At 68.1% G+C, this 23,073-nt stretch carries 21 protein-coding genes, 1 tRNA gene and 1 pseudogene; 8 read left to right on the top strand and 15 right to left on the bottom strand.

The genetic code is table 11. The annotated features are described in order from the left end of the window. Nucleotides 1–24 precede the first annotated feature (24 nt). Genes hisD through murA form a run of 3 tightly spaced genes read right to left on the bottom strand, consistent with a single transcriptional unit; the run spans nucleotide 25 to nucleotide 3,030 of the window. Entirely contained in the window at nucleotides 25–1,308 is a 1,284-nt protein-coding gene (gene hisD / locus DJ018_RS10365; RefSeq protein WP_111514887.1) for a histidinol dehydrogenase, read from the bottom strand. Nucleotides 1,309–1,310: 2 nt separating this feature from the next. Continuing rightward, entirely contained in the window at nucleotides 1,311–1,736 is a 426-nt protein-coding gene (locus tag DJ018_RS10360) for a DUF2948 family protein (RefSeq protein ID WP_111514886.1), read from the bottom strand. A gap of 1 nt (nucleotide 1,737) precedes the next feature. Then, a complete protein-coding gene (gene murA / locus DJ018_RS10355) occupies nucleotides 1,738–3,030 on the bottom strand; it encodes a UDP-N-acetylglucosamine 1-carboxyvinyltransferase (protein WP_111514885.1) in 1,293 nt (430 codons plus the stop codon). 327 nt (nucleotides 3,031–3,357) lie between these two features. On the opposite strand from murA, the gene DJ018_RS10350 reads away from it, so the two are divergent. Next, nucleotides 3,358–3,432 (top strand) — tRNA-Thr (locus tag DJ018_RS10350). An 80-nt stretch (nucleotides 3,433–3,512) separates the two neighbouring features. Beyond that, the gene (locus DJ018_RS10345; protein ID WP_111514884.1) at nucleotides 3,513–4,088 is read left to right on the top strand and encodes a DUF2239 family protein; all 576 of its coding nucleotides are present in this window, start codon (nucleotides 3,513–3,515) and stop codon (nucleotides 4,086–4,088) included. Between the two features lie 57 nt (nucleotides 4,089–4,145). Here the strand turns inward: DJ018_RS10345 and DJ018_RS19635 are convergent. Both DJ018_RS19635 and DJ018_RS10335 read right to left on the bottom strand, forming a co-directional pair. Continuing rightward, nucleotides 4,146–4,397, bottom strand: a pseudogene (locus DJ018_RS19635) (DUF1353 domain-containing protein); the annotation flags it as partial. Then, the gene (locus tag DJ018_RS10335) at nucleotides 4,394–4,654 is read right to left on the bottom strand and encodes a hypothetical protein (RefSeq protein WP_111514883.1); all 261 of its coding nucleotides are present in this window, start codon (nucleotides 4,652–4,654) and stop codon (nucleotides 4,394–4,396) included. The gene DJ018_RS10335 and the pseudogene DJ018_RS19635, both read right to left, overlap by 4 nt. Before the next feature lie 153 nt (nucleotides 4,655–4,807). On the opposite strand from DJ018_RS10335, the gene DJ018_RS10330 reads away from it, so the two are divergent. Further along, nucleotides 4,808–5,038: a hypothetical protein gene (locus tag DJ018_RS10330; protein ID WP_111514882.1), complete on the top strand. Its 231-nt coding sequence runs from the start codon at nucleotides 4,808–4,810 to the stop codon at nucleotides 5,036–5,038. A 9-nt stretch (nucleotides 5,039–5,047) separates the two neighbouring features. On the opposite strand, the gene DJ018_RS10325 is transcribed toward DJ018_RS10330, so the two are convergent. From DJ018_RS10325 to DJ018_RS19165, 3 genes are all read right to left on the bottom strand, one after another. Further along, nucleotides 5,048–6,715 carry a L,D-transpeptidase family protein gene (locus DJ018_RS10325; protein WP_111514881.1) on the bottom strand — a complete coding sequence of 556 codons (1,668 nt, stop codon included), beginning with the start codon at nucleotides 6,713–6,715 and terminating at the stop codon, nucleotides 5,048–5,050. A 13-nt stretch (nucleotides 6,716–6,728) separates the two neighbouring features. Continuing rightward, nucleotides 6,729–7,025 carry a hypothetical protein gene (locus DJ018_RS10320; RefSeq protein WP_133254263.1) on the bottom strand — a complete coding sequence of 99 codons (297 nt, stop codon included), beginning with the start codon at nucleotides 7,023–7,025 and terminating at the stop codon, nucleotides 6,729–6,731. An 86-nt stretch (nucleotides 7,026–7,111) separates the two neighbouring features. Then, entirely contained in the window at nucleotides 7,112–7,255 is a 144-nt protein-coding gene (locus DJ018_RS19165) for a hypothetical protein (RefSeq protein WP_165842870.1), read from the bottom strand. A gap of 394 nt (nucleotides 7,256–7,649) precedes the next feature. Here DJ018_RS19165 and DJ018_RS10315 point away from each other — a divergent pair, with 394 nt between their 5' ends. Further along, nucleotides 7,650–9,041, top strand: coding sequence for a sensor histidine kinase (locus tag DJ018_RS10315; RefSeq protein ID WP_111514879.1), 1,392 nt, complete (start codon nucleotides 7,650–7,652; stop codon nucleotides 9,039–9,041). 9 nt (nucleotides 9,042–9,050) lie between these two features. On the opposite strand, the gene DJ018_RS10310 is transcribed toward DJ018_RS10315, so the two are convergent. Then, nucleotides 9,051–12,332: a PAS domain S-box protein gene (locus DJ018_RS10310; RefSeq protein ID WP_205853747.1), complete on the bottom strand. Its 3,282-nt coding sequence runs from the start codon at nucleotides 12,330–12,332 to the stop codon at nucleotides 9,051–9,053. A gap of 138 nt (nucleotides 12,333–12,470) precedes the next feature. Continuing rightward, the gene (locus DJ018_RS10305) at nucleotides 12,471–13,982 is read right to left on the bottom strand and encodes a PAS domain-containing sensor histidine kinase (protein ID WP_111514878.1); all 1,512 of its coding nucleotides are present in this window, start codon (nucleotides 13,980–13,982) and stop codon (nucleotides 12,471–12,473) included. 156 nt (nucleotides 13,983–14,138) lie between these two features. Between DJ018_RS10305 and DJ018_RS10300 the strand changes: the two genes are divergently transcribed. Further along, entirely contained in the window at nucleotides 14,139–14,609 is a 471-nt protein-coding gene (locus DJ018_RS10300) for a DUF4402 domain-containing protein (protein ID WP_165842869.1), read from the top strand. Between the two features lie 66 nt (nucleotides 14,610–14,675). After that, nucleotides 14,676–14,903, top strand: coding sequence for a ComEA family DNA-binding protein (locus DJ018_RS10295; RefSeq protein ID WP_111514877.1), 228 nt, complete (start codon nucleotides 14,676–14,678; stop codon nucleotides 14,901–14,903). 31 nt (nucleotides 14,904–14,934) lie between these two features. Here the strand turns inward: DJ018_RS10295 and DJ018_RS10290 are convergent, their stop codons facing one another. Beyond that, a complete protein-coding gene (locus tag DJ018_RS10290) occupies nucleotides 14,935–15,192 on the bottom strand; it encodes a GlsB/YeaQ/YmgE family stress response membrane protein (protein WP_111514876.1) in 258 nt (85 codons plus the stop codon). 172 nt (nucleotides 15,193–15,364) lie between these two features. Here DJ018_RS10290 and DJ018_RS10285 point away from each other — a divergent pair, with 172 nt between their 5' ends. Beyond that, nucleotides 15,365–16,678 carry a calcium-binding protein gene (locus DJ018_RS10285; RefSeq protein WP_111514875.1) on the top strand — a complete coding sequence of 438 codons (1,314 nt, stop codon included), beginning with the start codon at nucleotides 15,365–15,367 and terminating at the stop codon, nucleotides 16,676–16,678. Nucleotides 16,679–16,697: 19 nt separating this feature from the next. On the opposite strand, the gene DJ018_RS10280 is transcribed toward DJ018_RS10285, so the two are convergent. From DJ018_RS10280 to DJ018_RS10270, 3 genes are all read right to left on the bottom strand, one after another. Next, nucleotides 16,698–18,035, bottom strand: a complete 1,338-nt coding sequence (locus DJ018_RS10280) for a hypothetical protein (RefSeq protein WP_111514874.1) — start codon at nucleotides 18,033–18,035, stop codon at nucleotides 16,698–16,700. Further along, on the bottom strand, nucleotides 18,032–18,538 hold the full coding sequence (locus tag DJ018_RS10275) for a terminase small subunit-like protein (protein ID WP_111514873.1): 507 nt from the start codon (nucleotides 18,536–18,538) through the stop codon (nucleotides 18,032–18,034). Before DJ018_RS10275 ends, DJ018_RS10280 begins: the two co-directional genes overlap by 4 nt. A 246-nt stretch (nucleotides 18,539–18,784) precedes the next feature. Next, nucleotides 18,785–19,621, bottom strand: a complete 837-nt coding sequence (locus DJ018_RS10270) for a flagellin (protein ID WP_111514872.1) — start codon at nucleotides 19,619–19,621, stop codon at nucleotides 18,785–18,787. 327 nt (nucleotides 19,622–19,948) lie between these two features. Here DJ018_RS10270 and DJ018_RS10265 point away from each other — a divergent pair, with 327 nt between their 5' ends. Further along, nucleotides 19,949–20,359 (top strand): DUF6491 family protein, encoded by a 411-nt coding sequence (locus tag DJ018_RS10265; RefSeq protein WP_111514871.1) that lies wholly within the window; start codon nucleotides 19,949–19,951, stop codon nucleotides 20,357–20,359. A 7-nt stretch (nucleotides 20,360–20,366) separates the two neighbouring features. Here the strand turns inward: DJ018_RS10265 and DJ018_RS10260 are convergent, their stop codons facing one another. Next, a complete protein-coding gene (locus tag DJ018_RS10260; protein ID WP_240609513.1) occupies nucleotides 20,367–23,030 on the bottom strand; it encodes a glycoside hydrolase family 3 protein in 2,664 nt (887 codons plus the stop codon). Nucleotides 23,031–23,073 lie beyond the last annotated feature (43 nt).

Genomic DNA, 23,073 nt, shown 5'->3' with positions numbered 1-23,073 from the left:
CGAGCAGGTCGGCCGAGCTTGGCCTCAGCCCTGCCCCATGCGGATCGCGGCGGAACGGGCGTGGGCCGGGAGCCCCTCAGCTTCCGCGAGGGCGACAGTGGCAGGCGCCAGGGCGGCGAAGGACGCCGGGTCGCACTTCACGAAGGAGGTGCGTTTCAGGAAATCGTACAACGAGAGGCCCGAGGAGAACCGCGCCGCCCGGCTGGTGGGCAGCACATGATTGGAGCCCGCCACATAGTCGCCGATCGCTTCCGGAGCATGCCGTCCCAGGAACATGGCCCCGGCATGCCGCACCCGCTCAGCCAGCTCTTCCGGAGCTGCGACCGCGAACTCCACGTGTTCGGGCGCGATCAGGTCCACTAACGGGGGCGACTGTTCCAGCGGTGCGATGACCACCGCACCGTGGTTGCGCCAGGAAGTCTCCGCCGTCTCGCCGGTCGAAAGGGTGGCGATCTGCGCTTCCACAGCGGCTTCCACCTTCGCGGCGAAAGCTTCGTCGTCGGTGATCAGGATCGACTGGGCCGCCGGGTCATGTTCGGCTTGCGACAGCAGGTCGGCTGCGATCCAGTCCGGATTGTTCGCTCCGTCCGCGACCACGACGATTTCGGAAGGCCCCGCCAGGGCGTCGATCCCCACGGCGCCATAGACCCGACGCTTGGCCGCGGTGACGAATGCGTTGCCAGGTCCGACGATTTTGTCGACAGGCCGGATCGGTCCCGCCCCATAAGCCAAGGCGGCGACCGCCTGAGCCCCGCCCACGCGCCAGATCTCCGTCACGCCTGCAGCCTTGGCGGCGGCGAGCACGGCCGGCTGCAATTTCCCGGGCGGGGTGACCATCGCGATGCGGCCCACGCCTGCGGCAGCGGCCGGAACCGCGTTCATCAGCACGGTGGACGGATAGGCCGCACGTCCGCCGGGCACATAAATGCCGACCGCGTCCAAGGGACCCCAGCGCCAGCCGAGCTCGACGCCCGCATCGTCCGTGAACCGCTGATCGGCGGGACGCTGGCGTTCGTGGTAGCGCCGGATCCGCTCGGCGGCGAAGGCGATCGCCTCGTGCACATCGGCTGGGCAAGCAGCGGCGCCCGCCTCGATTTCCTCGGGGCTGACGCGGATGCTTTGCTCGTTCAGCTCCACTTTGTCGAACTCGCGCGCAAAGCGTAGCAGCGCCTCAAGGCCCTCGCCCCGCACCGCCGCGATCACGTCGCGAACGATGGCGTCCACCTCTTCGGGCGTCTCGCGTCGTTCATCGACGAAAGCTGCGAATGCGGCCTGAAAGCCGGGATCTTCGAACCGGAAACGACGCATAATCAAACTTCGTGGGCGGGAGTTCGCGGTGTCGACCAGGGTTGCGACACGTCGGCCAGGATCGCCTCGACGCACTCCACGCTGGCGCGGATGTCCCCACCGCCCGCGCAGCTGATGGTCACGACACCCCCCGGCGCTTCCGCCGGCTCGAAGGTGACGGCCAGGATCTCCAGAACCGCGTCTTTAGCGTCTCGGCGGATCTTCCGCGCCTCGACCTTCAGAACGCCGCCGAGTTGGAGGCCCGAACGGATGCGCTCGCCGCCACCTGCTTCCCAGCGGAAGCGGTTGAACGCCAGGGTCAGCCGCCGCGCCTTCGGCTCGAACGCAATGTCACCCACCTTGAGCACGGCATCCTGCATCGCGGCGGAGATTACTGCGAGGTCGTCGCCATCCTCGGCGAGCAGGCGCAAGGGCGCGGCCTTTGCCATCTCAGTCCTCCGCGCCGTGGTTGTCGCCTTTGATCCGGCGAACGTGTGCGCCACAGGCGCCCAGCTTCTCTTCCAGGCGCTCGAAACCACGATCCAGGTGGTAGACGCGGTTCACCACCGTCTCACCTCGCGCGGCTAGGCCCGCGATCACCAGACTGACCGATGCGCGAAGGTCCGTAGCCATTACCTGCGCGCCCTCCAGAGAGCCGACGCCACGCACCCGCGCTTCGCCGCCTTGCACGACGATGTCGGCGCCGAGACGGATCAGCTCCGGCGCATGCATGAAGCGGTTCTCGAAGATGGTCTCGCGAATGACGCTCTCGCCTTCGGCCAGCGTCATCAACGCCATGAACTGGGCCTGCAGGTCTGTCGCGAACCCGGGATAGGGATCGGTCTCCACCTCGACGGCTTTCAGGCGAGCGCCATTGCGCTTCACCGTCATGCCGTCGTTGTGCGGCGTGACTTCAACTCCCGCCTCGACCATTTTGTCGAGCAGCGCCTGGATGAAGTCGCTGCGAGTGTTGGTCAGCCGCACCTCGCCGCCAGCCATGGCCGCGGCCAGCGCATAGGTGCCAGTCTCGATCCGATCCGGCAGCACAGCGTGAGTCGCGCCCGACAGGCGGCTGACGCCCTGCACGCGGATCGTCGGCGTGCCAGCGCCGGTGATCTTCGCGCCCATCTTGTTGAGGCAATCGGCGAGATCGACGATCTCAGGCTCGCAGGCGGAGTTCTTCAGAACCGTCTCGCCGCTCGCCAGGACACAGGCGAGCAGCGCGTGCTCCGTGGCGCCGACGGAAACGAACGGGAACTCGATCTCGCCGCCGCTCAGGCCGCGCGGCGCCTGGGCGTAGACATAGCCCTCGTGCAGATCGATGCGCGCGCCGAGCGCTTCCAGCGCCTTGAGGTGCAGATCCACCGGACGGGCTCCGATGGTGCAGCCGCCAGGCAGCGAAACCTTGGCCTGACCGGTGCGCGCCAGCAGCGGGCCAAGTACGTTGAATGAAGCCCGCATTTGCCGAACGAGGTCATAGGGCGCGAAGCCGCTGACGATCTCTCGCGTCGTCAGAAGAGTCTCAGGACCGGCGGCCCCGTCGCCTTCGACCACCTCGGTTCCCAGGCGCTGCAGCAGCTTGCCCAAGAAGCGAGTGTCCGCCAGACGCGGCATGTTGGTGAGCCGTAGCGGCTCGTCGGTCAGCAGGCTGGCGGCCATGAGCTTGATGGCCGAGTTCTTGGCGCCGCTGATCGGGATTTCTCCCTCCAGCCGCGCGCCGCCGGTGATGGCGATGCGGTCCAATCCAAATCCTTCGATGCGCCGCGCGACGCGCGGGGAGATGCTTGGCAGCTATCTAGCGATCCAGGGGCGGCAGCGCAAAGGCCGCCTCAGTCCTGTTTGTCGTCTGAACGTTTGGTCGTCTCGGGCCTGTCTGCCGCCTTGCGACGGCGCAGGTTCGCTCGCAGCGCCTGGGCCAGCTTGGCTTCTCGATCGGTTGGCGGTTTGGACGTGTCGTTATCGGCCATTCCCGACCGGTGCGACGGCTCGTCCACAGGGTCAAGTTCGACATCTTCGATTTTGCGCTTGGCCCGGCGCGCATCGTTGGCTATAGCGCCCGCCTCGCCTTTCGCCGCCGTAGCTCAGTGGTAGAGCGCATCCTTGGTAAGGCTGAGGTCGGCAGTTCAATCCTGCCCGGCGGCACCACTTCTTCCTTTGCGATGAGCGCGGACGCTTCGGCGTCTGCGCTCTCGCTTTGAGCTCCCGCCGGTTTATACCCGGACGCAATGAGCGATACTTCCGATAGCTTCACGGTGTTTGTTCAGCATCGCCGCCTGGCCCAAGGCTCGGCGCGAGTCGCCGCGTGCGCAGCCGCCGAGGCCCTGGCCTCCGGCGCGTCCCACGTCCTGGTCTTCGATGATCGCACCGGCCGCCCGATCGACTTGGACCTGCGGGGTCCCACGCTCGCCGTGCCCCCAGTCGAATCAGCCAAGGCGCCGCGTGGCCGCGGGCGACCGAAGCTGGGGGTTGTTGCGAGAGAAGTGACGCTTTTGCCGCGCCATTGGGACTGGCTGTCGACGCAACCAGGGGGCGCTTCCGCCACGCTTCGCCGCCTTGTTGATCAGGCCCGCCTTCGATCGGCGGAGGTCGACCGTTCCCACCAGGCGCGAGACGCTGCTTATCGCGTCATGTCGGCCTTGGCCGGCGATCTGGCAGGCTTCGAAGACGCCACCCGGGCGCTGTTCGCGTCCGATCTGCCCTCGTTCCAGGCCGCCGTCGCGAGCTGGCCAGGGGACGTGCGCACCTACCTCTCTCGCTGGACGTCCTCCGGCCTGTCTTCGGACGGAAGTCCCAGCGCGTAGCCGCCCGGCCTTCGCGTCAGCACCTGGCGCCGCATCCGCGGGTCGAAGGATATGTGGATCCACCACCGCGGCTTTGAGCCATGGCCCATCCGGCGGATAGCCGATTGACCAGGCGAGGCGCGGAATGGACGCAAGGTCCGTGGTCGCGCCGGCCGGCACGGTGATGGTCTCGCCGGAGCCCACCTCGCCCACCTCGTAAGTCAGCGGCGCGGCCACCAGCCAGCAACAGCGCCCGTCCGCCGTCAGCTCCGGCGCCCCGTCCGCCCGCTCGGCGAGCCGCAGGCCCAGGTGCGCGGTGAACCGGCTCATGGGAAGGTCACGTCGGAGAGATCCTCCTGCACCGCCACGCCCGCCGGCTGCGGCGGGCAGTCCACGCTGCCGCTGATGGAGGCGCCGGGGACGAGCACCCCCACCGCGGCCGTGTAGGTGATGTGCCGCTCGCAGTGCGCATAGGTCTCGCCCAACTGCCTCAACACCGCGCCGGGATCGCCCGCCGTCTGGCAGGCGCACAGCAAAGCGCTGGTCGCCGCGGCCATCGCCGCGGTCGGAAAAACCCGCATGTTCATGATGTTGTCCTTGGGAGCTCAGCCCGCCTGGGCCGTTCTGCGCCACTGCCGCCGCTTCGCGGCGCTGCGGGCGCACTCATCAACCGTACGAATAACCTACGACAAACGCGCGCGGTCGTCAAGAACAAACAGAGAACACATGCGGCAGCCCTCTTGATCTGGATCAAGGCTTCCCGTCGCCGGCGGGGCTACCCACGCCCCTCCATGCTCCAGACCTATGAACTCTTCCTCGAGACCCCCCAGGGCGAGCGCCGGTTCGAACCGGTCACCTGCGCGACGCCGGCGGAGGCGTTGCGCAAGGCGCGCCTGCGGCTCGAAGACGGAGAACTTGCGGCCATCGAGGTGCGCCGGGCGGGCGAACACCTCTTCACGCTGAAAGCCTGAGGCGCGGATCTAGCCTGCGTTCTCCGTCACCCCGGCCTGAGCTTGGGCTTGCTCTGCGGCGTGCCGCCGGGCCAGCTGCGCGGACCACGCCTTGTCTCGCCCATAAACGTCCGGCCGGAAGATGAACCCGTCCTCCGTCGGCTCGGCCGTCAGGTAGGTGATGTAGACCGGCACAGCCTTAGGCAGGGGCGCGGGCGTCTCGGGATTGGCGGCCGCAGCCTTCAACGCCTCGGCTTCGCCGTCCATCAGCAGCTCGGTCAGCGCCATGGCGTCCTCCAGCCGCACGCACCCGGAACTCGCCGTGCGCTGGTCGAGCCCGAACAGCTCCTTCATCGGCGTGTCGTGCAGGTAGATGCCCAGCGGGTTCGGGAAGGCCAGCTTCACCTGCCCCATCATGTTCTTCGGCCCGGGCTTCTGGCGCACCCGCACGCTCACCGTTCCGGCGGCGACGCCGCGCCAGTCGACGGCCGCAGGATCGAGCTTGCGCGCGTCGGGCTCGTAGCTTTCGAACACCTCCATGCCGTCCGCGTCGAGGTAGCCCAGCCCTTGCGTCAGCACCCGATGCGCGATGGTCGTCTGCACCAGGTCCTCGGGCACGTTCCAATAGGGGTTGAAGACGGCGTAGCGCAGCACGCCCGCCATCATCGGGGTCGGCAGGGTGGGCTTGCCCACCACCACCTTCATTCGCTTCACCATCTGCCCGCCGTCGTAGAGCTTCAGCTCTCCGGCCGGGGCGTTCACCAGGATGTAGCGCTCACCCAGCGACGGCGGCAGGGCCTTCGCCCGCTCCAGGCTCGCCAGGATCATCTGTTCGTAGCGCCAGGGACCGGCGTTCAGCGCCGCCAGCGTGGCAGCGTCCGCCCGTCCGCTCACCGCGAGCCCATGCGCGGCCTGGAAGTTCGAAACCGCCGCCTCGAGGTCAGTGTCGTACGCCCCCGCCTCCGGCAGACCCAGGCGGCGGCGCAGCTGCTTGACGCGTACGCCGGTTGCGCCAGCGGCCAGCACCGGCCCGGCCGCGACCTTCACCTCCGGCAGGCTGCCCCAGCTGGCGCGATATCGTTCCAGCCCTTTGGACAGCGCCTCCTGCAGGGGATTGCGCCGGCTGGCCTCGTCCACGAACGTCGCCAACGACGACGCCTTCGCCGCGGCTTCCAAAGCCTTGGCGCCGCCGAGCCACACGGGCGCGATCTCAGTGTCGATGAACGCGAGACCGCCATCGGCTTCGCCAGCCGGCGCACGTCGCGCCGCCAACGCGTCCGAGAGCGCGATCTCTGCGCGGGCCAGAGCCACGGCGTCGCTGCCCTCGGCAGCCTCCAGGGCGCTGAGCAGCTCGTGCTCACGGTCTGCGCCATCCTGCGTCAACACTTCCGCCAACCGACGCGCCTCTGGACGCACGGCGCCGCCTGCAGTCCAAAGCGGCGCATAGCCGCGATCGCGATAGAAGCTCGCCGTCTCGTGCGAGCCATGGCCCGCGAGATAGCTCTCCCGCAGGGCCGCACGAACGGCCGCATCCGGCTGCGCCATAGGCGCGGCCGATCCCACCGGCGGATCGGTCCAGCCGGAGGGTGATTGTGCGAAAGCCGGCGCGGCGACGCATGCCAGATGCACCGCCGCCGCGCCTGCCAGCAGAACCGAGAGGCGCGCGCTTGGCCTCTTGGCGTTTACGCCCGCCCCCATGCTCGCCTCGGGCTTAGCCGCGTTCGCCGGCGCGCATGTCGGTCGACGTGCCCGTCGAGCCGGTCATGCCGGTGGAGGTGCCCATGCTGCTGGAGCCGCTCATGCTGCTGGAGCCTTGGGTCGCGCCCGCCGTCGCCGACGCATCGCTGGTGGCGCTCGGGTCGGAGCTCGCGGCGTAGGCGCCGCCGGTGCTGGTGTTGGAGGCGGTCGACGCCGTCCCGGTGCTCGCCATGTCCCCGCCGCCGTTGGAGGCGCAGGCCGTCAGAAGTCCAGCCGCAGCAAGGGCCACGGCGCAAGCAACAACACGCATGTTTTCAATCTCCCGTTCTTGGTTTCGGCGTTCCATCAAGTTCCTCCGGGCGGCCCAGGTTCCCGGAGGTCTGAATGTTCTGGCCATCAGTTTCGGCGGCGCCCCAGCAGCGGAAGACCGAACAGCAAAGGCAGGAAAAAGAAGACGAAATGCCCGCCGGTCGCCAGGTAGACGACGATTGAGATTCCGATCGCCGCCAAGGCGATCAGCAACATGGTCAGGCCACGCATCACCTAGCTCCTTCGAACGGGGCGAGAACCGCCTCTCGGGCGAGTCGTTCCACGCTGCGGCAGGCACAACCTTAACGCGCGCGCGAGTGAGTTCACCAGTCGAACCACAATCAAGAGTTCACCGCATGCGGAGCCGCCGCGGTCGCCCGCCGCAATAGGAGCGCGCACACCCAGTTCAACGCAGGCGATGTTCAAAGACACTGCCCAAATTGCGAGCACGATTTAGGGGTGACCTGCCCCCGCTAATCTACGAGCGGTAGCACTCTCGTCGCTTTTCATTTGATGCATATCTCGTCAGCTCACGGCGTCACTTGCTCCGCACAGTGATTCGAGATTCGCCATGGCTTGAGTTTAGGCGCTTAATACGCCTGCAAGGCGAACATCGGGGAAGCGCATGGGGGGCTCCAGCGTCAGTTCGGTCCAGGGTCGTCCTTCCGCCATGCGGGTCGCATGGGCGTCCCTGATTGGCATCGCTCTGGTTTTGGCAGCTGCGGCCCTTCACTCCACCTTCAGTCAGCGGCTCCCGGGCCTGGGTGCATTCGGCTTCTTCTATCCCGCACTGCTCGCCGCCGCCCTCCTTGGAGGCTGGCTGCCGGCGGCGGTGACCCTGGCCATCAGCACGGCGCTTGGATGGTGGTTCCTGCTGGGCCCTGCCGCAATCCGGCCGGTTGGAGGCGGCCCGGCCGCCAACTTGGTCGTTTACGGAGTCTCGGGCGCGCTGGTGGCGATGGTGGGGGCTCGTCTGGACACCCTGCTCCGCCGTCGACGCATCGGCCTGGCGCGCTTGGCTGAGCGGGAGCTGCGTTACCGCACGCTGTTCGAAAGTGTGTCCGACGGCTTCGCACTGGTGAAAGCGGTCCGCGCCCCGTCGGGCGAGATCCTCGACTACACGGTGCTGGAAGCGAACCCCGCCCTCCTACGCCTTCTGCGCGCCGACGAGAGCATCATCGGCAAGCGGCAGAGCGAGATCCTGCGCGACCCGCCGCCGACCTGGCTGCAGGCGTGCGAAACGGCGCTCAAGGGCGCGCCGGTCAGTTTCGAATTCAATGCGGGCCGCACCAGCTGGCTGGACATCCACCTCAGCCGGGTGAGCGATGATCGCCTTGCCCTCTTCATCGTGGACATCACCGACCGCAAGGTGGCCGAAGCCCGCCACACGGAGTTGTTCGACGAGCTGAACCACCGGGTGAAGAACAACCTTGCCATGGTGTCCGCCATGCTCGGCATGCAGGCTCGGCTGACGGCCACGCCCAAGGTCCGCGAAGACCTCAACCGCGCCATCGACCGCATTCAGACCATCGCCGACGTCCACGCGGCCCTTTACCGCTCCAGCAGCAAGGACCAGGTCGATTTCGCCACCTACCTGCGCGACCTGTGCGAACGTCTGGCCGGATCGCTGATGACCGACGATCGCGTCCGGCTGGAAGTCGCGGCCGAGCCGGCCAGCTTGCCCCTCGACAAGGCCGTGGCCATGGGCGTGGTCGTCAACGAGCTTGTCACCAACGCGGCCAAGCACGCGTTCCCTCCGCCGAACGTCGGCGTGATCCGCGTCTGCCTTCGTCACGACGCTGGCGACCTGGTGCTCTCCGTCGGCGACAGCGGCTGCGGCATGCCGCACGAAGCGTCCAGCGGCAAAGGCCTGGGGATGCGTCTCGTCCGCTCGCTGGTCCAGCAGCTCGACGGCGTGCTCGACATCCAGGCGGACAAGGGCTCCACCTTCACCATCCGCATGCGGGAGCCGGGGATCCTGCCCCTCAAGGAGGCGGCCCAGAGCCGGCTCCTTTAGGCGCGGACGCTAGCCGTCCGCCAACATCTCCTGGATGCGCACCGTCAGAGCCTCGATGGCGAACGGCTTCGTGATCATCTGCATGCCCAAGTCCAGGAACCCCGACGCGCGAGTGGCCGCCTCTGCGTAGCCGGTCATGAACAGCACCTTCAGTTCGGGTCGAACAGCCCGGGCCGCATCCGCCAGCTGCCGCCCGTTCAGGCCGGGCAGGCCAACGTCTGTGACCAGAAGATCGATGCGCTTGTCGGACTGCAGCACCTGCAGCCCTGAGGGCCCGTCGGTCGCCTCTAAGGTGCGGTAACCCAGCTCCGACAGGACTTCGATCACCAAGTCTCGCACGGCCGTCTCGTCTTCGACGACCAGCACCACCTCCTGGCGCGCTTCAGCCACGGGTGAGAGTTCCGCCGGCGCTTCTTCGTCCGGATCGTCCACCGAGCCTTGGGCGCGTGGCAGATACAGGCGCACCGTGGTGCCCTCGCCAACCCGGCTTTCGATCTGCAGGTGGCCCTCCGACTGCTGGGCGAAACCATAGATCATCGACAGGCCAAGGCCTGTGCCCTGCCCGATCGGCTTGGTGGTGAAGAACGGCTCCACCACCCGGTCGAGGATCTCCGGCGCGATGCCGGATCCCGTATCGCTGACTGAGATGCAGACGTAGGGCCCCGGCGTCAGGTCGCGCCCCGCTTCTGCGGCGCTCACTTCGACGTTGCGGGTCTCCAGCGTCAGCCGCCCGCCGTCCGGCATGGCGTCCCGGGCGTTGATCGCCAGGTTCAGTACGCCGCTTTCCAGCTGGTGGGGGTCGCAACGCGTGGTCCACAAAACCTTGTCCAGCTTGAACTCCAGCTCGATGGCTTCGCCCACCGTGCGCTGCAGCAGCTCGTCCATGTCCTTGAGCAGCCGGTTGGCGTCCACCGCCTTGGGGTCCAGCGGCTGGCGTCGCGAGAACGCCAGCAGCCGCTGGGTCAGGGCGGCGGCGCGGTTCGCGCTGGTCGTGGCCGCCGACACATATCGATCCAGCTCGTTCAGCCGCCCCTGCTGCAGCCGGCGGGTCAGCAGCTCCAGGCTGCCGAGGACTCCGGTCAGCAGATTGTTGAAGTCGTGGGCGATGCCGCCGGTCAGCTGGCCCACGGCTTCCATCTTCTGCGCCTGGCGCAGCGCCGCCTGGGTCTGCTCCAGTTCGGCCGCAGCCAGCTTTTCCGCCGTGACGTCACGGCCGACGGCATGGATGAAGTTCTCCGACGGCACGGCGGTCCAGGACACCCAGCGGTACTCGCCGTCCCGTCCACGGTAGCGGTTCTCGAACCTCAGGGTCGTCAGCCCCTGCTCCAGGCGCCCGACTTCCGCCAGGGTGGTCGCCACGTCGTCCGGATGGACGAGATCCAGGAAGGCGCGGCCGATGAGTTCGTCCTCGCTCCAGTCGAAAAGGGTCGTCCAGGCCGGATTGACCGCCACGATGGAGGCGTCGAACCCGGCCACCAGCATTACATCCGTGGACAGCCGCCACATCCGGTCCCGCTCAGCCGTCCGTTGGGCGACCTCCGCCTCCAGCCCCTCGTTCAAGCGCTGGAGCGCCAGCTCGGCTTCTTTGCGGTCCGTGATCTCGTACGACACCCCGAGGAACCGCCGCCGTCCGGTGGAGTCCGTGATGACCTCGCCGCGGCGGGCCATCCACTGCTCGCGGCCGTCGTCCGCTCTGCGAATCCGGTACTCGATGTACTCCAGGGTATTGTTGTCCAGGTACGCCTGGCCGGTGCCGACCTGCTTCAGGTCGTCGGCGTTGATCTGCGCCAGCAGCTCGTGCGTCTTGAACTCGCCGTCGCGGGGAAGGCCCCACAGGCGCTGGAACTCCTCGGAGACCTTGATCATCCCCGTGTCGGGGAACAGCTCGAACGCCCCGATCCGCCCCGCCCGCTGCGCGATCCGCAGGCGCTCTTCCGACTCCCGCAGCTCGGCCTCGATGCGCGCCTGCCGCTGGGCCGCCTCGTGCCGACGGCTGATGTCCCGGTAGAAGATCGCCAGCCCGGCCTGGGACGGATAGACCCGCACCTCCATCCAGGCCCGCCGCCCGTCCGGACGGTCGTAGGGGCCTTCCAGGCTTCCCGGACGCATGGTCCGCATGGCGTCCTGATACAGCTGGCCGAAGATGTTGTTCTCGCTGCCCGGCCAGAGCTCCCAGTGCGTGCGCCCCAGCATCGCCTCCGCGGGACGGCCGTCCAGTCGCAGCGCTTCGGCGTTGATCCGCACCACCCGGAACTGCCGGTCCAGCAGAACGAAGGCCTCCTGCATGCTTTCCAGCACGCGTCCGACCTGCATCTCGGCTTCGGCCCGCTCCACCACCGACCAGATCCGCTCGGCGGTTTCCAGCACCAGCTCGGCGTCGCTGGAGGTCCACCGCCGCGGCTGGCGGTCGTGGACATAGAGCGCCGCGGCCATCTTGCCGTTCTTCAGCAGCGACGCCGTGATCACGGCGCGGGTGTCGATGGCGTCGAACGCGGCCCGGGCCTCAGGGAAGTTCGTGCGCGGATCGGCATAGGCGTCGTCGATGACCAGCGGGACGCCGTTCCGCAGATTGGCCAGCACGTCCGGCCCAAACCCAGCCAGATCGTGGACGCCGCTCCGATGCGGCACGCTTCCATCGGTCCAGTTGCGGTCGGTGGTGAAGAAGCGCGCCTCGCTGTCCACGCGGCCATAACCCACGCGGCTGACGCCCAGGTGCTCGCCCAGCATCCGCTGCGCCGTCTGGATGATCTCGTGGGAGTCCGACAGCACCCGCAGCGCCGCTTCCAGCGACAGCAGGAACGCTTGCCGCCGCCGGCTGGCCACCTCCCGCGTGGTCTCCTGCAGGAGGCAGAGCACGCCCAGGACCTGCTCCCCCTCGCCCCGCACCGGCGTGTAGGAGAAGCTGAAGAAGGCCTCTTCTGGGTATCCGTTTCGCTCCAGCACGAACGGCCGGTCGTCGAAGTGCAGGGCCTCGCCCGCGTAGGCGCGCTCGATCAACGGCCCCACGTCCTGCTCCAGCTCTGGCCACACGTCCAGCAGCCCGCGGCCCAGCGCGGCCCCAGCTCGCGCGCCCAGCACCGGCAGATAGGCGTCGTTGAAGAGCACGATCCGCCGCTCGCCCCACAGCAGGAACATCGGCTGGCGGCTGTCCAGCATTACCGAGACCATGGTCTTCAGCGGGGCCGGCCAGGTTTCCCGCGCGCCAAGCGGCGTCGAGGCCCAATCGTGGGTGGCCATCTGTTCGGCCAGCCGCGGCCGGCCGGCGTCAGGAGAGCGCAGGGCGTCGTCCACGGTCAAACCACCCGTCGCGCGTGCGGCAGGCCCGGGCCGGGTCGAAGGTGTGCGGCGCTCAACAGAATTTGCCCCAAACGACGTTATAGCAACGCTTCGGATCGCAGCAGGTTCCGGGGCGAGACGAAGCTCGCATGGTCAGCCCTCGACGGGCGCCTCCAGCTCCATCCTTAATCCGTCCGGGTGGTAGTCCATGCGCGCCTCGCCGTGCAAGTCGCCACGCGACAGACGCGAGATCAGACGCGAGCCGAAGCCCATCCGGCTGGGTGCTTTCACCTGCGGCCCGCCCTGCTCGCGCCAGGCAAGCTTCAGCCGGCCCTCCTCCACCCGCCAGACCACCGACACCATCCCTTCCGGGCCTCCGAGGGCGCCGTACTTCACGGCATTGCTGGCCAGTTCGTGAGTGATCAGCCCCATGGCCAGCGCCTGCGTCGAGTTCAGCTGCACCGCCGGCCCATCCAGCACCACGCGCTCGGCGAAGGCGCCCAGCTCCTGCGCCAGCACGTCCTGCAGATTGGCGCCCAGCCAGGCGCTCTGGGTCAGCACGTCGTGGGTTCGCGACAAGGCGATCAGCCGCCCCTCGAAGTCGCGGATGAAGCTCGGCAGGTCCTTGGCCTGCCGCGCCGTCTGGGCCGCCATCGACTGGACGGTGGCCATGTTGTTCTTCACCCGGTGGTTCAGCTCGTTCAGCAGCAGCTGCTGACGATGCACCAGCTCCTCGCGCGCCGTCACGTCGCTGCCCTGCGCCAGGATGCCGGTGACCGCCCCCGTCTCGTCGCGGATGGGTTGGTAGATCAGGTCCACGTAGCGCGCTTCGGGCGCCGACCCGGGCATCTGCTGGATGGCCGCGCGCATGCCCGATCCGCGGAACGGCTCCCCCAGGGAGTAGACCATGTCCAGGATCTCGAAGAATCCCTGCCCCTCCAGTTCGGGCAGCGCCTCGCGGGCGCTCAGGCCGATCACATCCCGGTGCCCGATCAGCTGGCGGTAGGCCGCGTTGGTGATGGAGAAGCGGTGCTCCGGGCCGTCCATGGCGGCCACGAAGCCGGGCGCCTCCTCGAACAGGGCGTACAGCCGATCGCGCTGGATCCGCAGCCGCTCCTGGCTTTCGGCCAGCGCGTCGGCGATCTCCCGCAGCCGGCGCTCGGCCACCACCCGCCCGGTGCTTTCCACGCAGGTGCAGAACATGCCGGCGACCTGTCCGGCCTCGTCGTAGAGCGGGCTGTAGGTGAAGGTGAAATAGGTCTGCTCCGGGAAACCGTGCCGGTGCATCAGCAGCGGCATGTCCTCGACCCAGTGCGCCCGCCCCGAGAGCGCCTTCTCCACCAGCGGCTCCAAGTCCGGCCAGATGTCCGCCCAAACGTCGCGGAACCGCGCGCCCATGGCGGTGGGGTGGCGCGCGCCCAGGATCGGCGCATAGGCGTCGTTGTAGATGAACGCCAGCTCGGGCCCCCAGGCGATGAACATCGGCTGCAGGGTGTTCAGCATCATGCTCACGGTCGTCCGCAGGGACTGCGGCCACGTGGTCGGCGCGCCGAGCGGCGAGGAAGACCAGTCATGCGCGCGCATCCGGGCGCCCATGTTGCCGCCGTCCTGCAGGAACACCGGCGCGGCGGAGGTCGGATCGGAAGCGGGGTTCTCAACGCTCAAGCAACTGGCTCCTCGACGAGCGGTGCGCGCCCTACCATCACGGCGCACGCCCCTCCAGTTCGATTTCCGGCGAAGCTTTTCTCAGCGGCCGCCCTCCCGATCGTCGAGCGAGTCCGACAAATTGCACGCTCCGGGCGAAACGGCTATGGTCACGCCATGGGGTGGCCGCACACGGTTCTGACGTTCCTCGGCGCGGCTGCGTTCGCCGGCGCCGCCGCCGGCCAATCGCTTTCGGGCGCCGAAGCCTCCGTGGCCACGTCCGGATCGGTGACCATTCTGGATCCCATCGCTCTTGGTCAGGCGACCGCGCTCGCCTCCACCCCCGTCATGCGCCCCAAGACGGGCTCTTCCGTGGCCAGCGTGGACGGCGCCACCTTTACGCTCAGCGGGCTCGGTGGTGAGACCTACAGTGTCAGCGCCCCGTCGGTGATCAGCCTGAAGCCTGAGAAGGGCGGCGACGAACTGCGCCTCAGCCTGTCGCCAAACCAAACGACCGGCGTCGTGCCTGGAGCAGCCGGCGCGCCCGGCTCCACCAGCATCTCGGTGAACGCCACCTTGCCCCTCAGTTCCAGCACCACCTCCGGCGCCTACGTCGGCCGTTATGGCCTGACGGTTTCGTATCCCTGAGGCCACAGTCGGCAGGCTTCTCGGAACTGGATCGAACCTAACGCAGGTTAGTCTGGTTCTCCCGGCATGGTGGACCTGAACTCAGCATCGCTGGACGAACTCCAGACCCTTCCGGGCGTGGACCTTCGCACGGCCTACGACCTTCTGCTTTGGCGCCCGTACCTGACCTGGGACGAGGTCGGCTTCGTGCCAGGCTTCGACGGCCCGCGCGTCACCGAGCTGCAGTCGGCCGGGGCCGCCGTCGGTTTGCCGCGCGAGCCCTCATGGCTGGTGGCCGAGCGGCGGGAAGCCTGAGCTCCGCCGCTCGACCGTCCGAGCGGCAGACCTAGACCCGGCGGCGCCGGAACAGGCCCACCAGGAACAGCAGCAGGATCGCGCCCAGCGTCGAGACGATCAGGCTCGGGATCCAACCCGCGCCGGTGTTCCAGCCGATGCTGCTCGCCAGGAAGCCGCCTAGGAAGGCGCCCACCAGGCCCACGATCAGATTGGTGAGCAGGCCATGGTTGCGGCCCATCACCTTCTCCGCGATCCAGCCGGCCAGGATGCCGATGACGATCGCGCCGATAATGCCAACGCCGTTCATGTGAAAGGTCTCCGTTCGAATCGGCAGCTGAACCTTCGGCGGGCGGCGAAGGTTGCATCCCGCCGGAGACGGCTTGAGCCTTCCCGCTCCCAAGGCTCAGCTCTTGCAATCCGCCGCGGCAAGACGCCCGGCCGCGCGGACCTGTGCCGCTTCGGGACAGCAGGAGCCCGCCATGAGCATCACCATCCGCTTTGAAGACGTGCCGACGGGTCTTCTCACCGGCTACGCCAACCAGGGCTTCGGCTTCACCAGCCAGTTCGCCGCCACCACCCCCACCGGCGAAGCCTTCTGGAACCGCGCCTACATCTCGAACCTGGGCACCGGCGGCTATCTGATCAATCAGCTCAGCAGCGACACCATCACGGTGAAGCCTGCCGGCGGTCAGGCGTTCGGCGCCTCGTCCATCGACGTCAACGGCTTCAGCTTCAAGGGCTTCAACGGCGACCAGCCGCTCACCGGGACGCAGGTCGTCACCTTCAACTTCACTGCCCTGAAGGCCGGCAGCTACGACACCGTCGAGTACAGCTTCACGACGGACAACGTGGACGCCTTCCAGACGGTGATCCTGCCGGCGGCGTTCAAGTCCGGCCTGCTCTGGCTCAGCTGGAACGTGAGCGGCGCGACGGAGAACTGGGGCGCCTTCGACAATCTGGTGCTGGAGCCGAACCGCGCCCCGGTGGCCCAGGCCTTCACCGGTCAGATCACCGGCGGCCAGACCTTCACCGGACGCCTTTCGGCGACCGATCCGGACGGACAGGCGGTCACCTTCAAGGCGGTGGGCGCGCTTCCCCCCGGCGTCGTGCTCGACGCCAACGGAACCTTCTACGTCCAGCCACAGGCCGGCGACGCGGACCTGGCGGGCGCCGAGAGCCGCACGGTCAGCTTCCAGTACCTGGCCACCGACGGCGCCCTGCAATCAAGCGTCGCCACGGCCAGCGTGAAGATCACCGGCGTGCCCAACGGCCCGGACATCTGCGGCACCATCTGGGCGGACCGCCTCACCGGCACGAATGGCGGGGAGAAGATCTTTGGGTTCTTCGGCAACGACCGTGTCGACGCCCGAGGCGGGGCGGACAAGATCTGGGGCGGCGACGGCTGCGACCAGATCCTCGGCGGGGCCGGCGCTGACGTGATCTTCGGCGACGACGACTGCGACACCCTCGAGGGCGGCGCCGGGAACGACACCCTCACGGGCGGCTGGGACAACGACGCCTTCGTCTTCGGCCGCGACTTCGGCCACGACGTCATCACGGACTTCCAGTCCGGCCACTACGATCCAGGCTTCCTCTGGCTGAAGCCGCAGTGGGATCCCGGCGACGTCATCCAGATTTCGCCGGCAGTGTTCAGCAACTTCAACGACTTGATGGCCCACGCACGCCAGACCTGGACCGGCGTGGTCATCACGACCGATGACGGCCAGAACAGCCTCACCCTTGTGGGTCAGAGCCTGTGGGGCCTGAACGCCCGCGACTTCGTCTTCGCCTGACCTGCGCCGCAGGGGCGGCTCAGCCCATCCAGCCCAGCGCCTGGCCGGCGGGCCGCCGCGCGGCCGCTCGTGGGCCCGCCGATCCACGCCGGGTCACCGCGAACTCACCGAAGGCGTCGGCGCCGTGGCTCGCCTCGTCGTGCAGCGGGCCGGAATAGCTGTGCGTCACCCGGCTCCAGCGCTTGCGGTAGGCCCGCAGGCGCGTGAGTCCGAGATCGCACTTTTCGGCGTCGAACCAGCAGATTGGGATCATCAGGCGCGCGGCGTTGATCCGCTCCTCTGGGTCCATCGCTGCGCCCACCTCCACCGGCCACACCCCGAGCCCGTGCAGGCTCTCCAGCCGCGAGCGGCCTGCGGCCCCCAGCTCGCGCACCATCACGTCGTGCGGCAGATGGTGGGTTCCGTAGACGTACGGCTTGCCGGCCAACGCTTGGCGGACGACCTCCTGCAGGCCAACGCCGCTGGTCTCGAAGTAGTCGATGACCCGCACTTCCCTGCCCGCCTGCTGGAAGAACCAGATGGCCGTGTAGTCGTCGATGCCCAGGTCCCAGGCGGTGTCCACCTTCAAGGCAGGGTCATGAGGTACGCGTCCGATGCGGTTCTCGGTCTGCGCCTGGCCCAACAGGCTCGCATAGTAGGCGCCGGGTTGGGCGGTGTTGAAGTCCACCATGTACTCCGTCGCGAACCGCGCCAGGCCCTCCTCCTCCGAGCCGAGCTCGGCGATGAACTCGCGCTTCTCCTGCTCCAGCTGCTCAGGCGTGAACACGTCCGTCTCGGTGGCGGGCGAGCGCAGGGTGAACCAGCCCTTCTCCCCCTGCCGACTCTCGAAGGTGCGTGTCGCGTGATTGCGGCCGCGCGGCGTCCAAAGGAACAGAGCCCAGCCTCCGTTCTCCGCCAGGATGGGTCGGATGAAGCTCCAGGCCTCGGGCTTGGCCAGCGACCACTCTGAGAAGACCACTCCGACCGGCGAGGAGCCGACCAGGCTGTCGTAGTTGTCGGAACCGAGCACCTGCCAGGTCGAGCCGTTGGCCAGCTCCAGCTTCATCTCCGAGTTGTAGCGCGCGACCCGGGTCTCGCGAGGGAAGGCTTCGTCGATGCGCCGCTTGCCCGTGTGGGGGTTCACCGCGTCCCAGATCACCTTTCGTCCCTGGGCCGCTTCCGGCAGCAGGTGCCAGTAGGCGCCGGTCCGGTTCGACGCGGCCAGCGCCGTCCAGTGCAGCGCCACCTCGTCCTTGCCCCAGCGGCGGTGAGCCGCCACGTCCGCCCGCAGGCCTCCCCCGAGCAGGTGATTCCAGAGGTCGAGCTGGTATGGCCTGGGCCGCCAGCTGACCGGCAGGTGCAGGGTGCGCGCCTTCAATCGCGATCTCCCTCGCCCGGGGTGACGTCGCGCACATAGATCGTGCCGTCCGCCCGAACCGCCCGCTCGAACTGTCGCGGCTTGATGGTGATGACCACCTCTTCCGGATCTGCCTTCGCGCCTCGCGAGCCGAAGCGAGCCGGCGCGTGCTTGGAGGCCATCCACTGCAGTGTGCTGACCTTCAGCCGATCGGCGGTGACTGTGGCTGGGGTGCAGGCTTCGGCGACCATCAGCGCCTGATCGGCCCGCAGCTCTCCGGCCACTTCCTTGGCCTGCGCATAGGCTTCGGCGAAGTCGGGGTACTTGCGCAGCCACTGGTACAGAGTCGCATAGGCCGGCATGCCGTCGGTGTTGCAGATCTTGAACCACACATCGCCCTTCGACATGCGATCGCAAATCCGCTCGGCCACTTCGCGCGAATAGCGCACCTGGACGACCTCGCCCCGTTTGTTGGGACGCTTGCTGCGGGGCGTCGGCTGCTTCTGCCTTGGGCTACGGGCCATCGAAGATTTCCTTGTCGGTCAGGTGTTTGGAATGGCCGCTTCGTATGGCGCGCAGGTTCGGGAGCCTCAGGCGCAAACGACAAAACCCGCCGCGGCGCAGGCCAGGGCGGGTGGAGCGGTGTTTCAGAACTTGCGGAAGGCGCGCGGTCAGGCGACCTGCAGCGTCGTCAGCGCGGCCACGAACCTTGGCCGGCTTGAGAAAAAGAGGCGCGCGGAGCCCGCTGAGAACCCCGCGCGCCGCCGCGTTTAGCGGAAGAGGCTCATAAGGGTCCCGGAGGACTGGTTGGCGATCGACAGCGCCTGGACGCCAAGCTGTTGCTTGGTCTGCAGGGCCTGCAGCCTTGCGCTTTCCTTGGCCAGGTCGGCGTCGACGAGGTTGCCCACGCCGGCGTCGATCGAGTCTTGAAGCTTGCCGATGAACTCCAGGTGGGAGCCCAGCGACTTGGAGCCGGTGCCGAGAGCCGACAGCGAGCTCGAGACGTTCGCGATGGCCGTGTCGAGGTTGGCGACCATGTCGGTCGCGATGGTCTGCGTGCCGATCGAGGCCGTTTCATCGACGCCCGAGCCGCCGATTCCGTTGCTGAGCGACAGGTCTTGCGCGGCGACCGAGATCACCGAGCTGCCCTTGGCGTTCGCCAGGGCCTGCACCTGCACGCCCTCAGCCTTGATCATGTTGGCGCCGTTGAACTCGGCGTTGGCGATCGCCTTGCCGATTTGGTCACGGAGAGCCTTGAAGTCGTCGTTCAGGGCGACGCGGCTGTTGGTGTCGAGGGTGGTGTCCGTGGCCGCCAGGGCCTTCTCCTTCATCTGCACGAGCAGATCGGAGATCGTCTCGCCGGCGGAGATCGCCACGTCGACGGTCGACTGACCGCGGGACAGGGATTCCTTGACGGCGTTCAGGGAGTTGGAGGTCGAACGCTGGTTCTGGGCGATAGCCCAGATGGCCCCGTTGTCCTTCGCCGAACCGACCTTCTTGCCGGTGTTGATCCGGGACTGGGTGACCTCGAGGTCGCTGTTGGTCTTGTTCAGGTTCTGCAGCGCCACCATGGCGCCGACATTGGTATTCACGCTGTTCATAGGCATTGTGCCCGGGTCCTTCTTTCAAGGTCACTCGCCGTCGTTTTGACAGCCGCAGGCATTTTGCCCGCCGGGATGACCAATCAAGCTTCGGGCCAACTGCCCACCGGGCCACTTTCCTAGGCAAAACAAGCAGGTCACGGCCTGCCGGCTGCCGGGCAACTTCTGCCGCTGGCAAGTTTTGCCGGACCGGATGGGTAATATCTTCCTACCAAACGCCGCTAACGGCTCGTTTACTCTGTTGCTGGGCGCACAGGGGCGGCAATTGCTTCCCAGCGCGCCCCGGAACACCCGCCCAACGCCCGCGTTCGCCGCTAAGAGCAGGAGGATTCGATGCGCCCCGTCCCCTTCGCTGCAATCAGCAGCCTGATGGCCTTGGCGGTCGGGGCATGCGCCGCGCCTCCGGGCCGTGAGGCGGCGCCCGGCGCCCAGGCCGGCTCTGCGCCGCGCCAGTGCTTCTGGACCCGCAACGTGAACGGCTTCGCCGCGGCCGACGACAATGTGGTCAATGTCCGCGTGAGCGGCGGCGACATCTACCAGCTGGCGCTCTTTGCGCCCTGCCGGGACGTGGACTGGGCGCAAGGCGTCGCCCTGCGCTCCCGCGCCGGCTCCACGGTCTGCACGGGAGCCGACGCCGAGCTGATCGTGCCGGGCCCGCTTGGCCCGAACACCTGTCAGGTGCGCGAAGTGCGCCGCCTGACGCCCGAGGAGGCCGCAGCCCTGCCCTCGCGCGCCAGGCCCTGAACGCGCCTTACTTCGGCAGGGTCTTGGACCCCGTCAGCTGGAACTGGGTGCGCACGCCCGGCGCCTGAGCCAGGCCCTGGCGCGCCACCGGCTGCCCGCCGCCGACCCAGATCTGCACCTGGCCCGGATCGATCCGGCGAACGCCCTTTTCGTCGACGGTGCTCAGCGCCCGCTCGTCCAGCGTGAACTGGACAGTGCGCGTTTCGCCCTTCTTCAGGCTGACGCGCTGGAAGCCGTGCAGCGAGCGCACCGCCGCCCCGGCCTTGCCCGGATGCGTCGTGTACAGCTGCACCACTTCGTCCCCGTCTATGGCGCCGTTGTTGGTGACATTCACCGACACCGTCACCGGCTGGCCGGCGGCCACCCGCGCGCTGCTGACCTTGGGGTTGGCGTAGCTGAACTTGGTGTAGCTCAGCCCGTGGCCGAAGGGATAAAGCACCTCGCCGTTGAAGTAGCGGTAGGTCCGTCCGGCCATCTTGTAGTCGCTGAACGCCGGCAGCTGGTCGGCGGACTTGTAGAAGGTCACCGGCAGGCGGCCGGCCGGGCTGTAGTCGCCGGCAAGCAGCTGGGCCACCGCGTGCCCGCCTTCCTGGCCCGGGTACCAGGCTTCGACGATGGCCGGCACGTTGGCGTCGGCCCAGTTCACCGACAGCGCGCTGCCGTTCATGAGAACCAGAACCGTGGGCTTGCCCGTCGCGTGGACGCGCTGCAGCAGTTGCTGCTGCGGCGCCGGCAGGTCGAGGCTGGTGCGGTCGCCGCCGGCGAAGCCCGGTACTTCCAGCTTCATCTCCTCGCCTTCGACGCGCGCCGACAGGCCGCCCACAAACACCACCACGTCCGCGTTGCGGGCGGCGGCCACCGCGTCGTCGCCGTTGTTGCTCGGCAGGCTCCAGATCAGGCGCTGGCGGCCCTTCACGCCGCGTTGGAAGCCTTCCACCCGGATCGGGTAGCGCTTCCCGGCTTCGAGCCGCACGCCGCCGTCGAGGATCGAGGGCGCGTCGCCCACGCCCCACTCTTCCACCACCGGCTTGTTGTCGATGAACACCCGGTAGCCGTTGTCGCTGGCGAACCGGAACCGGTACTCGCCCGTCTCCGGCGCCGTGATGTAGCCGGTCCAGCGGGCGGAGCTTTCACGATCGCCCGTCCAGTCGAAGGCCGCGTTGGCGCTGGTGCGGGCTTCGGCCGCTCCTTCCAGCTTCACGTTGCCGAAAGTCTCCTGCTTCAGGCCCTTGGTCGTGCAGGCCGCGTCGACGCAGAACGCCGCGTCCGGCACCGGCGCGCTGGCCGGACCCACCAGGCCCGTGCCTTCCACGTGCACGATCTCGGCGTTCGGGAACCGCGCCTTCAGGCCGGCCAGCACCGTCACCGGGTTGGTCGGCGTGCCGTAGTAGTTGCCGATCAGGGCGTCGACGCTGTCGGCGTTCGGGCCGATCACCGCGATCCGCCGCGGCGCACCCTTGAACGGCAGCAGGCCGTCGTTCTTCAGCAGCGTCATGGACGCCTTGGCCATCTGCAGCGAGACCGCCGCGTGCTCGGGCGTGTTGTTCTGCGCGGCGGTGATCTGGCCGTAGGGGCCCGAACCCGGCGGGTCGAACATGCCCAGGCGGATGCGCGCTTCGAACAGCCGCTGCAGCGCCTGGTCCAGCACCGCCTGCGGCAGCAGTCCGCTCTTCACCGCAGCTTCGATGTGCTCGGGCTCGGTGCTCATGTTGTTGCGGTAGTCGCCGCAGATCAGGTCCATGCCGGCCTTGAAGCCGACCGCCACGCCCTCTTCGGCCGTCTTGGTGTAGTGCAGCGAGTCCGGACGGAAGATGTTGGCCGCCGCGCCGCAGTCCGACACCACGTAGCCGGGGAAGTTCCAGGCGGTGCGCAGGTAGTCGGTCATCAGCAGGCTGCTGGCGCAGCCGGGCACGCCGTAGACGGCGTTGTAGACGCACATCACCGACTGCACCTTGCCGTCGATGACGGTGGCCCGGAAGGCCGGCAGGTAGGTGTCCTCGAGGTCGAAGGCCGACGGGTGGACGTCCTCCTTGTGCCGGTTCGACTCCGGCCCGGAGTGCACCGCGAAGTGCTTGGAGGTGGCGATCGTCTTGAACCCATTGGGGTTCGAGCCCTGCAGCCCGCGGATATAGGAGATGCCGATCTGCGAGGTCAGGTGCGGATCTTCGCCGTAGGTCTCCTGCCCACGGCCCCAGCGCGGGTCGCGGAAGATGTTGATGTTGGGCGACCAGACGGTCAGGCCCCGGTAGAACTCGGCCCCGCCGTCGGGATGCAGCCGCTCCACGTACTTGGCGCGGAACTCGGTGCTGACCACGTCGCCGACCTTCTGCATCAGCGGCGCGTCCCAGGACGCGGCCATGCCGATGGCCTGCGGGAAGACAGTGGCGAAGCCGGCGCGCGCGACGCCGTGCAGGCCCTCGTTCCACCAGTTGTATTGCGGCACGCCCAGGCGCGGGATCGCCGGCGCGGTGTGGCCCACCTGGTGGGCCTTCTCTTCCAGCGTCATGCGCCGGACGAGGTCGGCCGCCCGCTGCTCCACGGAAAGCTGCGTGTTCCGGTACGGCAGGTTCGCCACCGCCGCAGGCAGGGGCTGGGTGGCTTGCGCCATCGCCTGCCCGCTCGCGGAAAGCGAGACGAGCATGCTGAACATGAGCAGGGTTTTGCGGGTCAAGTGACGTCCTCCCGGAATATTTTCCGAAGGACTAGCCCAGAAA

This window comes from Phenylobacterium deserti (assembly GCF_003254705.1).
Lineage (GTDB): Bacteria > Pseudomonadota > Alphaproteobacteria > Caulobacterales > Caulobacteraceae > Phenylobacterium > Phenylobacterium deserti.
The sequence above is the reverse complement of the archived record's forward strand: the minus strand, read 5'-3'. Positions and strand labels throughout refer to the sequence as shown.